Annotated in this window: 10 protein-coding genes; 4 read left to right on the plus strand and 6 right to left on the minus strand. The window is 62.6% G+C overall.

Annotated features, from left to right (window positions below):
- Positions 1–347: 347 nt before the first annotated feature.
- Positions 348–1,700 (minus strand): dicarboxylate/amino acid:cation symporter, encoded by a 1,353-nt coding sequence (locus BT179_RS23380; RefSeq protein WP_072394824.1) that lies wholly within the window; start codon positions 1,698–1,700, stop codon positions 348–350.
- Positions 1,701–2,033: 333 nt separating this feature from the next.
- Here BT179_RS23380 and BT179_RS23385 point away from each other — a divergent pair, with 333 nt between their 5' ends.
- A complete protein-coding gene (locus BT179_RS23385; RefSeq protein ID WP_072395410.1) occupies positions 2,034–3,032 on the plus strand; it encodes an AraC family transcriptional regulator in 999 nt (332 codons plus the stop codon).
- 42 nt (positions 3,033–3,074) lie between these two features.
- Here BT179_RS23385 and BT179_RS23390 read toward each other — a convergent pair whose 3' ends face one another.
- The 3 genes from BT179_RS23390 to BT179_RS23400 form a co-directional block, all read right to left on the minus strand.
- On the minus strand, positions 3,075–4,421 hold the full coding sequence (locus BT179_RS23390; RefSeq protein WP_072394826.1) for an ATP-binding protein: 1,347 nt from the start codon (positions 4,419–4,421) through the stop codon (positions 3,075–3,077).
- Positions 4,418–5,095 carry a response regulator gene (locus BT179_RS23395; protein WP_072394828.1) on the minus strand — a complete coding sequence of 226 codons (678 nt, stop codon included), beginning with the start codon at positions 5,093–5,095 and terminating at the stop codon, positions 4,418–4,420. Before BT179_RS23395 ends, BT179_RS23390 begins: the two co-directional genes overlap by 4 nt.
- Before the next feature lie 101 nt (positions 5,096–5,196).
- Positions 5,197–5,796 (minus strand): hypothetical protein, encoded by a 600-nt coding sequence (locus tag BT179_RS23400; RefSeq protein WP_072394829.1) that lies wholly within the window; start codon positions 5,794–5,796, stop codon positions 5,197–5,199.
- A 159-nt stretch (positions 5,797–5,955) separates the two neighbouring features.
- Between BT179_RS23400 and BT179_RS23405 the strand changes: the two genes are divergently transcribed.
- Both BT179_RS23405 and BT179_RS23410 read left to right on the plus strand, forming a co-directional pair.
- A complete protein-coding gene (locus BT179_RS23405) occupies positions 5,956–6,747 on the plus strand; it encodes a dienelactone hydrolase family protein (RefSeq protein ID WP_072394830.1) in 792 nt (263 codons plus the stop codon).
- Positions 6,748–6,862: 115 nt separating this feature from the next.
- Positions 6,863–7,588: a 4'-phosphopantetheinyl transferase family protein gene (locus BT179_RS23410; RefSeq protein ID WP_072432025.1), complete on the plus strand. Its 726-nt coding sequence runs from the start codon at positions 6,863–6,865 to the stop codon at positions 7,586–7,588.
- 45 nt (positions 7,589–7,633) lie between these two features.
- On the opposite strand, the gene BT179_RS23415 is transcribed toward BT179_RS23410, so the two are convergent.
- Both BT179_RS23415 and BT179_RS23420 read right to left on the minus strand, forming a co-directional pair.
- Complete coding sequence (locus BT179_RS23415; protein WP_072394834.1) at positions 7,634–9,244, minus strand: ATP-binding protein; 1,611 nt, start codon at positions 9,242–9,244, stop codon at positions 7,634–7,636.
- Positions 9,241–9,963 carry a response regulator gene (locus tag BT179_RS23420; RefSeq protein ID WP_072394836.1) on the minus strand — a complete coding sequence of 241 codons (723 nt, stop codon included), beginning with the start codon at positions 9,961–9,963 and terminating at the stop codon, positions 9,241–9,243. The genes BT179_RS23415 and BT179_RS23420 overlap by 4 nt, the downstream gene beginning before the upstream one ends.
- A gap of 785 nt (positions 9,964–10,748) precedes the next feature.
- Here BT179_RS23420 and BT179_RS23425 point away from each other — a divergent pair.
- Positions 10,749–13,640, plus strand: coding sequence for a ribonucleoside-diphosphate reductase subunit alpha (locus tag BT179_RS23425; RefSeq protein WP_072394838.1), 2,892 nt, complete (start codon positions 10,749–10,751; stop codon positions 13,638–13,640).
- Positions 13,641–13,694: the final 54 nt, after the last annotated feature.

The raw sequence follows: 13,694 nt of genomic DNA on the forward strand, positions 1-13,694 counted from the left end.
GCTAGCAAACAAACTGGCGCGAATCGTGTGGGCGGTACTGGCCAAAGGCGGCCAGTACGACCCACATCCGAACGCTTGAATGCACAGCGTTACCACCGGCTTTTGCGACGTCACTGACTGATGACAGTAAACGGCAAACGGCCCGACTGAGAACCTGGCAATAAAATCAGCTTTAGAAGCTGAGGGTTTTTTCAGGACAGTCGGGAGCGGCTACTCATCGAGGGCCGAGCGTTGTTGCAGCAACGCTCACAACGAGCCCGGATACATTAGCGCAAGCCAGCTTTACCGAAAACAGCCCATGAGGTTGCAGGAGAAGGGCTGACCATACATTTTATTGCAGTTGAAGCTTACTTCACAGCGCCTGGAGCAGAGGACTCGGCCGCTGCAATCTGCGCCGCCGCGATCTGCTCGTCATCTTCACGTACTTCGGAGATGCCACGACCACCGGAAGCCAGTTCGGTCTGCAGCTGGTCTTCGTCCAGTTCCTTCACCCACTTGGCAACCACGACGGTGGCAACGGCATTGCCCACCAGGTTGGTCAGGGCGCGGGCTTCGGACATGAAGCGGTCGATACCCAGGATCAGCGCCAGGCCGGCCACCGGCAGGTGACCCACGGCCGACAGGGTGGCCGCCAGTACGATGAAGCCGCTACCGGTCACGCCAGCCGCCCCCTTGGACGACAACAGCAACACCAGCAGCAGGGTGATCTGGTGGGTCAGGTCCATCGGGGTGTCGGTGGCCTGGGCGATGAACACTGCCGCCATGGTCAGGTAGATCGAGGTACCGTCGAGGTTGAAGGAGTAGCCAGTCGGGATCACCAGGCCTACGACAGATTTCTTGGCGCCCAGGCGCTCCATCTTGATCAGCATGCGTGGCAGGGCCGATTCCGAGGAGGAAGTACCCAGTACGATCAACAGCTCTTCACGGATGTAGCGAATCAGCTTGATGACACTGAAACCGTGGGCGCGGCAGATGGCGCCCAGCACCACCAGGACGAACACGACGCAAGTGATGTAGAAGCAGATCATCAGCTGGCCCAGTTGCACCAGCGAGCCGACACCGTAGGCACCGATGGTGAACGCCATGGCACCGAAGGCACCGATGGGAGCCAGTTTCATGATCATGTTGATGATGATGAACATCACGTGGGCGAAACGATCGATGAAGTCCAGCACCGGCTTGCCATAGGCACCCAGGCGATGCAGGGCGAAACCGAAGAGCACCGAGAACATCAGCACTTGCAGGATGTCGCCGTTGGCGAACGCACCGACGATGGTGTTCGGGATCACGTTGAGGATGAAGGCAACGATGCTCTGGTCTTTACCAGCGCTGATGAAACCGGCGATCTTGCTGGTGTCCAGGGTCGACACGTCGATGTGCATGCCGTTGCCCGGTTGCACGACGTTGACCACGACCAGGCCGATCAGCAAGGCGATGGTGGAGACGATTTCAAAGTACAGCAGCGCATAACCGCCGGTCTTGCCGACCGACTTCATGTTCTGCATGCCGCCGATGCCGCTGACAACGGTACAGAAGATGATCGGGGCGATGACCATTTTGATCAGTTTGATGAACCCGTCACCGAACGGCTTGAGGGCTACACCAGTCTGCGGGTAGAAGTGGCCGAGCAAAATACCGATGGCAATGGCTACGATCACCTGGAAATACAGGGATTTGTACAAGGGCTGACGAGTCGTCATGGCAAACTTTCCTCAAGCGTCCCGCGTGACAACATCCACCTGTCGCCCACGAAACCTCAACTTTGCGAACCCTCCTGCACTGGAGGGATTTGTTTTGTCGGCTGCACGCTGCAGACCTACCCAATGCATCGCAAGGCGCGTGCCATTTTTGCGAAATGCCCTACAGCCAGCATGGCAGACGGGTTTCATGAATATTCGAAAACTAAACGACGCCGTTTAAGGTGGCGGATTTCCGCCCACCGGCCAGCTGACGTTCCGGGATTTGGCGGATATCCGCCTTGTCGAGCCGGATCGCCCTGCTACCATCGAGCGCCTGACAAACGGATGGATGCCATGCGCCAACGCACGATCGCCAGCCATTTCGCCCGCGCCGCCCTGGGGGGCGCGCGCCGACAAGGGTTCGACTATTTCCCCCTGCTGCAACAACTGGGTATCAGTCCCGAGCTTCTGGACGAGCCGCGGGCGCGCCTCGCGCCAGAGCAGTTCGCTCGCCTGCTGCAGGCGCTGTGGCTGGCGATGGGCGATGAATACCTGGGTTTCGGCAAGGCTCGCAGCAAGCCCGGGACCTTCGCCATGATGTGTCATGCGTTGATCCACTGCCGTAACCTGGGCAGCGCCCTGCAGCGCGGCCTGCTGTTCTACAGCCTGTTCCCGGATGCGCCGGGCCTGACCTTGCTGGCGGAAGGTGAACGGGTGCGCCTGGTGCTGGACGACTCGACCCTTTGGGACCCGGACCACTTCCTCACCGAGAGCCTGCTGGTGGTCTGGCACCGCCTTGGCAGTTGGCTGATCGGCCAGCGGATCGGCCTGGAACAGGCCACCTTCGGCTACCCCAGGCCTGCCCATGGGGCCGAGTACGATTTGCTGTTCCCTTGTCCCGTGGTGTTCGACGCACCTCACAGCAGCCTGTCGTTCCACAGCCGCTACCTGGACATGCCGCTGCTCCAGGATGAACGGACTCTCAAGCGCTTTCTCGAACGTTCCCCTGCCGACCTGCTGTCGCGCCCGGACGACGGACACAGCTTGAGCAGCCAACTGCGTCGCCTGCTCAGCCGCGACACCGCTCGCTGGCCGGACCTGGACACCGTAGCCGCTCATCTGCACATCAGCCCCCAGACACTGCGTCGGCACTTGCGCGAGGAAGGCACCAGCTTCCAGGAGCTCAAGGACCACCTGCGGCGGGATATCGCCATCTACCATCTGGGCCGCGCGGACCTGTCGTTGCAGCAGATCGCCGAGCAGTTGGGTTTTTCCGAACCGTCGGCGTTTCACCGGGCTTTCAAGAAGTGGACGGGGGTGACGCCGGGGGCCTATCGGGAACAGGACAATTGAACAGGACAGATGGGCGGCGGCAGCAACCACGCCCAGCCCCAGTCAAACCACCGGGAAATGAATCCGGAACGCCGCCCCGCCCAGTTCCGAATCCCCTAGGGTCAGGCGCGCGTTGTAGCTTTCGATGATGTCCTTGACCACCGCCAGACCGATCCCCTGCCCCGGATGCTGGCGGTCCAGCCGCTCGCCACGCTGGAGAATCCGTGCACGTTGATCCGGCGGCACACCCGGTCCGTCGTCCTCGACACACAGCTCCATGCCGCCGAGGACCTGGTGCACGCTGACACGCACCTGCTCCAGGCATAGCCGATAAGCGTTCTCCAGAAGGTTGCCAAGCATCTCCAGCAAGGCTCCCTGCTCGATCGGCACATGGCACTGTTCCGGCAGGTCGAACGCGACATTGACCCGCTTGTCGCGGTAGACCTTGTCCAGGGTGTCGCACAGGCTTTGCAACACCGGGCGCAGGCGCACCTGGTGGCGTACCAGCCCGCTCTTGCGCAAGCTGGCGCGCTGCAACTGGTAGCCGATCTGCTGGCTCATGCGCTCGATCTGGGTCTGCAGCACCCAGGCCTGGCCACGGTCTTCCGGGCGCCGGGCCATGTCTTCGCTGACGCCCTGCAACACCGCCAGGGGGGTCTTGAGGCTGTGGGCCAGGTCGTCGAGGGAGTCACGGTAACGGCTGCGCTGCTCCCGTTCGCTGTGCAACAGGCGGTTGAGGGAGCCCGTCAGGCGCAGCAGTTCCCGAGGGTGTTCGGTACTGAGGCTTTCCCGCGCCCCGCTTTCGATTTCGTCCAGTTCCTGGCTCAGGCGTCGCAGCGCCCGCAGGCCCCAGGTCAGGCCGATCCACAACAGTGCCAGCAGCACCAGCAGCGCGGCACCGAAGCCCAGGTAGAGGTTGTCCCGCAGCCCCTGCAGGGTCACCTCGTAATCACGAACCGGTTGCAGGGTAACGATGCTGAACGCCGCGTTCTGGCCACCGAGCAGCTTGATCTCGACGTCATAGACGAAGAACTCCTGGCCGTCGTTTTCGCGGATACGCGCGAACTGGTTGCCCTGGCCGTCGTAGCGTGGCGCGTAGTTGATGTTTTCCTCGCGGGTGGCCTTCGACCGCCAGACCAGCCGCCCGTCGCGGTCGTAGATGTAGCCCAGCAGGCGGGCGTCGGCGAGGTTGAAGCGTTCGTCCGGCAGTTGTTCCGGCATCTTCAATCGATTGTTTTCCACTCGGGCGGCGGAAATCAGCGTGGTCACGTCCGAGGCCAGGCGTTGCTCGATGGACTCCTGCAAGGCCAGGCTGAACGCGCCTTGCATGGCCGGCAGCAGCGCCAGCATGAACAGCACCGCCAGGGTCATGGCGGCCAGCATCAAGCGCAGTCGAAGCGAACGAATCACTGGCAGCGCTCGTTGAACAGGTAGCCCAGGCCACGCACCGTGTCGATTGGCTTGAAGCCGGCGGGCGCCTCCAGCTTGCGGCGCAGCCGCCCCACCAGCACCTCGATGACATTGGGATCGCGTTCGCCATCATCGGGATAAAGCTGCTCCATCAGGCGATCCTTGGCCACCACCTGCTGGTGATGGCGCATCAGGTATTCCAGGATGCGGTACTCATAGGCGGTCAATGCCAGCGGCTCATCCCCCAGGGACGCCTGCTTGCGATTGAGGTCGAGCAACAGCGGACCGGCGGTGATGGTCGACTGGGTAAAGCCGCTGGAACGACGCAACAGGGCGTTCAAGCGAGCCTCCAGCTCCTCGAACTGGAACGGCTTGACCACGTAGTCATCCGCCCCGGCGGCCAGGCCTTCGACCTTGTCCTGCCAGTTACCGCGAGCCGTGAGGATCAGGACAGGGAATGTCTTGTCCTGGGCGCGCAACCGGCGGATCAGCTCCAGGCCGCTGATGCCCGGCAGACCCAGGTCGATCACCGCCAGGTCATGATTGAATTCACGGACCTGGTACAGCGCCTCTTCGGCATTGACCACGGCCTGCACCACATGGCCGCTGTCGGTCAGGCGGGTATGCAGGTGGTGACGCAATAACGCTTCGTCTTCGACGACCAGTAATTTCATGGAGCCTTTCCCCAGGCAGAATCAAACAATCCAGCGCGACACACCTCGACGAGGCGCCGGATCGTCTTCGCTCGATCCGGCGGCGCACGATCCTCGCCCGCTTAGAACGTGTAGTTGGCCGACAGGTAGGTCTGGGCGCTGCTGGTCAGGTCCAGCGACCCCACCTTGTCGCCACCGTGCGGGCTCATCTCGGTGCTGGCGTTGCTGCGCAGGTAACGGTAACCCAGTTCCACCGAAGCGTTCTTCGAAACCTGCTGCAAGACGCCCGCCTGCAAGCCTACTGCGTAGCCGATGTCGCTGTCGCGGCTGAAACCGGGAGAATCCTGGGTCAGCTTGGTCAGGCCCGCCGTGCCGCCACCGAACAGTTTGGTACTGCCGGTGACTGGATAGAACACATCGTAGCTGCCCAGCAGGTTTTCCTGGCGCAATTTGATGCCGTTGTGGGTGCCCGAGACATTGTCATAGGTGGCGTAGTAGCGACCCTGGTCGTTCTGCTTGCCCAGGCGCAGGCCATAGGTGGTGTCCTTGCCGATCACGCCGTCGGCGTTCGGATTGTTCAGGGCCTGGTCCAGGGCACTGGACTTCTTGACCTTGTCGCTGGTCTGGCCGAGGGTCAGGCTGGCGAAGTTATCGTCGGCATGGGCCATGGCGCTGGCGCCCAGGACGGTAAAAGCCAGCAGCAGTTTTTTCATCCGGATCATGTTCAGGTTCCTCTGGAACGTGGTGTGTGGTGAAGTCGAAGCCACGTTAACCAACGGTCCCTGAACACCCCTTGAACGTTCTCTGAACCAGTGCTGAACGAATCGGCTAGAGTGTCCAGTCTCACTGTCGTGCAAACCCACCTTTCATGGAGATCCGTCATGCGCAGGTTACTTGCTGTCTTACTTCTGGCTTTCAGCGGGGCGAGCCACGCCGCCATCCAGACCCAGGAGATTCCCTACACCAGTGCCGACGGCACGAAGCTGATCGGCTATTACGCCTACGACGACGCCATCAAGGGGCCGCGCCCGGGAGTGGTGGTGGTGCACGAATGGTGGGGGCTGAACGATTACGCCAAGCGCCGTGCCCGTGACCTGGCGGGCCTGGGCTACAGCGCCCTGGCCATCGACATGTATGGCGACGGCAAGAATACCGAGCATCCCAAGGATGCCATGGCCTTCATGCAGGCGGCGCTCAAGGACGGCAAGGCGGCCAGTGCGCGCTTCCAGGCCGGTCTGGACCTGTTGAAGAAACAACCCCAGACCGATCCGGATAAACTCGCCGCCATCGGCTACTGCTTCGGCGGCAAGGTGGTACTGGATGCGGCGCGCCAAGGCGTGCCACTGGCCGGTGTGGTGAGTTTCCACGGCGCGCTGGTGACCAACACCCCGGCCACGCCCGGCAGCGTCAAGGCCAAGGTCCTGGTGGAGCACGGCGCCCTGGACAGCATGGTCACCGAAGACAACGTCGCCGCGTTCAAGACCGAAATGGACAAGGCCGGTGCCGACTACCAATTCGTCAGCCTCAAAGGCGCCAAGCATGGCTTCAGCAACCCGGACGCCGACCGTCTGAGCCACGGCGAGCACGGCGGTCCGGATATCGGCTACAACAAGGAGGCCGATGAAAAGTCCTGGGCGGACATGCAGTCGTTCTTCAAGAAAATCTTTGGCTGACATACACACTTTGTGGCGAGGGGGATTTCCCCCCTCGCCACAAAAGCCCTGCCCGCTCAGGACACTGCCCTGTTCCTACTACCCAGCGTGCGGCCAACCCGGCAAAATGCCCGGCATGAACCGACTCCCCGCCCTGCCCGCCTGCTGCTCGCCTCTGGATGACCGGTGGCTGCTGCCCGACATCCTGCCCGACACCTTCTTGCTGAGCACCTGCTTCGACCCGTTGCTGCTGGCTAGTGACGATTTCCGCAGCAGCGCCATCGAGCCACCCGCGAGCATCCAGCGCTCCGTGCCCAAGCGCCAGGCCGAATTCCTTGCCGGGCGAATCTGCGCCCGGGCCGCCCTGCACCGCCTGGATGGCCAGCCTTGCGTGCCGGCCATCGGCGAAGACCGCGCCCCTGTGTGGCCGGCCCATGTCAGCGGCTCGATCACCCACAGCACCGGCCGGGCGGCGGCCATCGTCGCTCGCAAGGAACACTGGCAGGGCCTGGGCATGGACCTGGAAAACCTCCTCGACCCCGAGCGCGCCGAGCGCCTGGCCGGCGAAATCCTCACGCCGCCCGAGCTGCTGCGCCTGGCCAACACCCCGCAGGATGACCGCGCATTGCTGGTGACCCTGACCTTTTCGGTCAAGGAAAGCCTGTTCAAGGCGCTGTATCCGATCGTCGGGAAGCGCTTTTATTTCGAGCATGCCGAGGTGCTGGAGTGGACACAGGATGGGCAGGTGCGACTACGGTTACTGACCGACCTGTCGGAGCAGTGGCGTCATGGCAGCGAGCTGCAGGCACAGTTTGGGGTGAAGGATTCGCAGTTGTTGAGCCTGGTGGGCATCAGGGCCTGAGCCTTGCGCAGTGTCCGCGACAGCGGCCCACCTCAGCCACACCCTTCAAGACCGGTCCTGATGCCTCGGCCAGCTCAGGCTGAAACAGGCGCCACCCAGGCTCTTGCTCTTGCCGATCAGCGCCCGGCCGTCATGCCAATGGATGATCCGCCGCACGATCGACAGCCCCAGCCCATGGCCACCCGAAGCACGGGCACGACTGTCGTCCAAACGCAGGAACGGCTTGAACACTCGCTCCCATGCCGCCTCAGGCACGCCGGGACCGTCGTCCTCGACATCCACCCGACAGCGCAACTGCCCCACCTGGTAACTCACCGTCACCCGTGACCGGGCATGGCGCATGGCATTGCTCACCAGGTTCTGCAAGGCGCGGTGCAGGAACCGCGGCTCGGCCTCGACCCAGGCGCCATCGCAATCGGCGGCAGAGAGGCAGAGTCCCCGCTCCACCGTGACACCCGGCCTGAGCGGGCCCAGTTCCTCGATCACCTGATTGACCAGGGCATCGAGGTCCACGCGCTGGAAATTCAGTGCCGGCGAACCCTGCTCCAGTCGCGCATAGGTCAACATCTCGTCCACCAACCGGTCCAGGTCCTCGATGTCGTGGTCCATGCCCGCCAGGTATTTTTCCCGGGCCTGGGCGGTGGTGGCACTGCCGAGCATTTCCAGGCCGAAGCGCAGGCGCGCCACCGGGGTACGCAGTTCATGGGACACCGCTCGCACCAGCTCGCGCTGGATTGCCAACAACTGTTGCAGGTGCTCGGCCATGCCGTTGAACGCCGCGGCCAGTCGCCCCACCGAGTCGGCGCCCCGGGCCGGCACTCGGGTTTCCAGGCTGCCTTGGGCGATCTGGGTGGCGGCCGACTCCAGGCCCCGCAGGCGTCGCTCCAATTGGCGCACCAGCAGATAGACAATCAACCCGATCAGGCTCAACCCCAACGCCGCGATCAAGACCAGCCATTGCGGTGGATATGGGTTCATCTGGTACAGCGGACCGATCTCCAGCACCCAGGGCGTGCCGACCATGCCGGCGAATACCCGGATCGAATCGCCGTCCTTGCCCAGGGCCATCACCGTATCGCCTTCGGTGACACGACGACGCTGGTCTTCGTCCATGTCCACCTGGTCGACGCTCATCAGTCGAAGATCGAAACCGAACCCCTTGTCCTGCTTGAGCTGGGCAAGCCGTTCGGGCTGCTCGGCCACGGGGTAGCGCACCAGTTCGTCGGCCAGCAGATAAATGGTGGCCCGGGCCAGTTGCTCGCTGATCTGGCGGACCTCGCCCATCAGCATCAGTTGCTCACCATCACTGACCAGCCGATAGACCTTAGCCGCATGGGGCCCGGTCTGTTCCACCAGTACCTGTCCACGCAACACACGGGTGCGCTGGCCAAGGTCGAGGTCGGTCTCGGCGAAGGTCCGCAGTGCCAGGGGAATGCCCAGCAGGCGCCCCCACAGCATCAGGGCGCGATGGCGTTCGGTATCGTTCATCGGCCGCAGATTGTCGGCCATCAGGGAAAACGTGCCGTGGGCCAGGCGCTCGCGATATTGTTCGGCGCGGGTCTGGTTGAGCAGGTGCAGGGCCAGTACCCCTAGCACCGCCACCAGCACCAGCGCCGCGCACATGCCGCCATAGATGCGCAGGAAAATCGAGTTCACGGCGCCGGGTCTACGCAGGCTTCGGGAACGAACAGGTAGCCTTTGCTGCGGATGGTCTTGATCAGCCGGGGATGCTCCGGATCGTCACCGATCTTGGGGCGGATCCGCGAGATTCGCACATCAATGGAGCGGTCCTGGCCGTCATAGCCGATACCGCGCAAGGCGGTGAAGATTTCTTCCCGGGACAGGATGCGCCCGGCATTGGACACCAACAGCCACAGCAGATCGAATTCGGCGCTGGTCAGTTCGATACCGCTGCCCTGCAACCAGGCCTCGCGCAAGGCACTGTCCACCACCAGCGGACCGAACTGCAGGCGCCGCGATTTCTGCGGGTTCGGCTCCACGGGCTCGCTGCGCCGCAACAGCGCCTGGATGCGTGCCAGCAACACCCGCGGGCGCACCGGCTTGCAGACATAGTCGTCCGCCCCCAGGTCCAGCCCCTGGATCTGATCGGTGTCGTCGGTACGGGCGGTGAGCATCAGGATCGGCCCGTCGTACTGCTCGCGCACCTTGCGACAGATGCTCAAGCCATCTTCGCCCGGCAGCATCAGGTCGAGGATCACAAGGTCCGGTTGCTCGGCGATGATCCGCCGCGCCGCCACCGCACCGTCGCCCTCGATGGCGACCCGCAGCCCATTGCTCTCCAGGTAGTCACGGGTCAGCTCGGCGAGACGCTGGTCATCCTCGACAATCAATACCTGCCAGGCTTCTTGTTCCACTGGGGCCTCGTCTTGCAGCGAATAGGAAGGGACGTGCACGCTTGCGTGGCGACAACGCTTGCCACAGGGCATGTATGTCCACTTATGGATCGTCGGGGCCGTCCTCTCTTTATTGTCATCCTGGACGAGGACAATCGCACCGATACATGGCCCGATTGTATAAACGGCGTCCCGCTAGAAAACAAGCGGACAAATGCGTTCGGCCGGATGGAATGGCTGTGGTATGGTCCGCGCCCGCAAAATTTTCGAACAGTTTTTCAGTGCTCGAAATTGTTGAAAAAGCGCTCGCTCCAGCAAGCTCGCGGCCTACAGAGCAGCTCCACGTTTCGCACACAAATTACGCACAGGCTTATCCACAGGTAGTACGTTGATTCATCCCCCAAAACGCATTATCTTGTAGCCCGCCACGAAAAAAACCCTACATGTAGGGGTTCAGGCCAAAAACCAAACACAAGTCGGACAGAGAATTCAAGCGCTTTTCGTGCCTCTGTCCAGCTGAAACATCGCATCCCCAAGACCCATCCGCGCCGCGCGAAGGGCAATGGCTTCAAAGGTTGAGAAAACGACCGGAACGGTACGGGTGTTGCAGTACTTAGCTGCGCCCCTTCAGTTCGGTCACGAGCCCAGGCTCGCAACCCGGAACTTCGGATGGAGGCGGCCTCCCGGCCCAGCCTCCTACTGTCCCGAAGTGGTTATGCCCGACGCCAGTCGGTTGTAGTGCTTCAGGACGGAACGGTGGGCCCCGCGAGGGAGCCCAAACAAACATAGAGAACGTGGAGACACCCATGCACACCGACACAACTCGCGAGAACCCGCAGGGCACCGCGCCGCTGGCCGCCGATTCGAGCCCGGATCTGTCTGCCACCGCGCCCGGCCAACTGCGTGTGATCAAGCGTAACGGCACTGTCGTTCCTTACACCGATGACAAGATCACCGTCGCCATCACCAAAGCGTTTCTCGCAGTTGAGGGCGGTACCGCTGCCGCCTCGTCGCGAATCCACGACACCGTGGCCCGCCTGACCGAACAGGTCACCGCGACCTTCAAGCGTCGCATGCCCTCGGGCGGCACCATCCACATCGAAGAGATCCAGGACCAGGTCGAACTGGCCCTGATGCGTGCCGGCGAGCAGAAAGTGGCCCGCGACTACGTGATCTACCGTGACTCCCGTGCCAAGGAGCGTGCCACCCGCGCGCCAGCCGACGCACCGGTCCAGGCCCACCCATCGATCCGCATCGCCCGCGCCGACGGCACGCTGGCGCCTCTGGACATGGGTCGCCTGAACACCATCGTTACCGAAGCCTGCGAAGGCCTGGAAGAAGTCGACGGCGAACTGATCCAGCGCGAAACCCTGAAGAATCTCTATGACGGCGTCGCCCTCAAGGACGTCAACACCGCCCTGGTGATGACCGCGCGGACCCTGGTGGAGCGCGAGCCGAACTACTCCTTCGTCACCGCCCGCCTGCTGATGGACACCCTGCGCGCCGAAGGCCTGAGCTTCCTGGAAGTCGCCGAGAGCGCGACCCACCATGAAATGGTCGACCTGTACGCCAAGGCGTTGCCGGCCTACATCGCCAAGGGTATCGAATACGAACTGCTGAACCCGGTCCTGGCTTCCTTCGACCTGGAAAAACTCGGCAAGGCGATCGATCACGAGCGCGACCAGCAGTTCACCTACCTGGGCCTGCAGACCCTGTACGACCGTTACTTCATCCACAAGGACGGCGTGCGTTTCGAACTGCCGCAGATCTTCTTCATGCGCGTGGCCATGGGCCTGGCGATCGAAGAGAAGCAGCGCGAAGACCGTGCCATCGAGTTCTACAACCTGCTGTCGTCCTTCGACTACATGGCCTCGACCCCGACCCTGTTCAACGCCGGTACCCTGCGGCCACAGCTGTCGAGCTGCTACCTGACCACCGTGCCGGACGACCTGTCGGGCATCTACGGCGCGATCCACGACAACGCCATGCTGTCCAAATTCGCCGGCGGCCTGGGCAACGACTGGACCCCGGTTCGCGCATTGGGCTCGTACATCAAGGGTACCAACGGCAAGTCCCAGGGCGTCGTGCCGTTCCTCAAGGTGGTCAACGACACCGCCGTGGCGGTCAACCAGGGCGGCAAGCGCAAGGGCGCGGTCTGTGCCTACCTGGAAACCTGGCACATGGACATCGAAGAGTTCATCGAGCTGCGCAAGAACACCGGTGACGACCGTCGTCGTACCCACGACATGAACACCGCCAACTGGATCCCCGACCTGTTCATGAAGCGTGTCTTCGACGACGGCAAGTGGACCCTGTTCTCGCCATCCGAAGTGCCGGACCTGCACGACCTGACCGGCAAGGCCTTCGAAGAGCGCTACGAGTACTACGAAGCCCTGACCGAGTACAACAAGATCAAGTTGTTCAAGGTCGTCCAGGCCAAGGACCTGTGGCGCAAGATGCTGTCGATGCTGTTCGAGACCGGCCACCCATGGCTGACCTTCAAGGACCCGTGCAACCTGCGCAGCCCGCAGCAGCACGTGGGCGTGGTCCACAGTTCGAACCTGTGCACCGAGATCACCCTGAACACCAACAAGGACGAGATCGCGGTCTGCAACCTGGGCTCGATCAACCTGCCGAACCACATCGTCGACGGCAAGCTGGACACCGCCAAGCTGCAGCGCACCGTGAACACCGCCGTGCGCATGCTCGACAACGTGATCGACATCAACTACTACTCGGTGCCACAGGCGAAGAACTCCAACTTCAAACACCGTCCAGTGGGCCTGGGCATCATGGGCTTCCAGGACGCGCTGTACCTGCAGCACATCCCGTATGGTTCGGACGCTGCCGTCGAGTTCGCCGACAAGTCCATGGAAGCGGTCAGCTACTACGCGATCCAGGCTTCCTGCGACCTGGCCGACGAGCGCGGTGCCTACGAGACGTTCCAGGGCTCGCTGTGGTCCAAGGGCATCCTGCCGCTGGATTCGCAACAGATCCTGATCGAGTCCCGTGGCGAGAAATACATCGACGTCGACCTGACCGAAAGCCTGGACTGGGCCCCGGTTCGTGCCCGCGTACAGAAAGGCATCCGCAACTCCAACATCATGGCCATCGCACCGACCGCCACCATCGCCAACATTACCGGCGTGTCGCAGTCGATCGAACCGACCTACCAGAACCTCTATGTGAAATCGAACCTGTCGGGCGAGTTCACCGTGATCAACCCGTACCTGGTCCGCGACCTCAAGGCCCGCGGCCTGTGGGATTCGGTGATGATCAACGACCTGAAGTACTACGACGGTTCGGTACAACAGATCGAGCGCATCCCGCAGGAGCTCAAGGAGCTCTATGCCACCGCGTTCGAAGTGGAGGCCCGTTGGATCGTCGACGCCGCCAGCCGTCGCCAGAAGTGGATCGACCAGGCTCAATCGCTGAACCTGTACATCGCCGGCGCTTCGGGCAAGAAGCTGGACGTGACCTACCGCATGGCCTGGTACCGTGGTCTGAAGACCACCTACTACCTCCGTGCCCTGGCCGCCACCAGCACCGAGAAGTCCACCATCAACACCGGTAAGCTGAACGCGGTTTCCGCTGGCGGCAACCACGGTGACGATTCGGTCCTGGCTGCTCCAGCGGGTCCGGCGCCAGTGCCAAAGGCCTGCGCGATCGATGAGCCGGATTGCGAAGCTTGCCAATAAGCTGAGCCAGTGGGCGCGTAAAAGCGCCAGCTGAAAGAAGCCCCCGATAGACCG

The sequence above is a fragment of the Pseudomonas sp. NFACC43 genome, assembly GCF_900119645.1.
Classification (GTDB): domain Bacteria; phylum Pseudomonadota; class Gammaproteobacteria; order Pseudomonadales; family Pseudomonadaceae; genus Aquipseudomonas.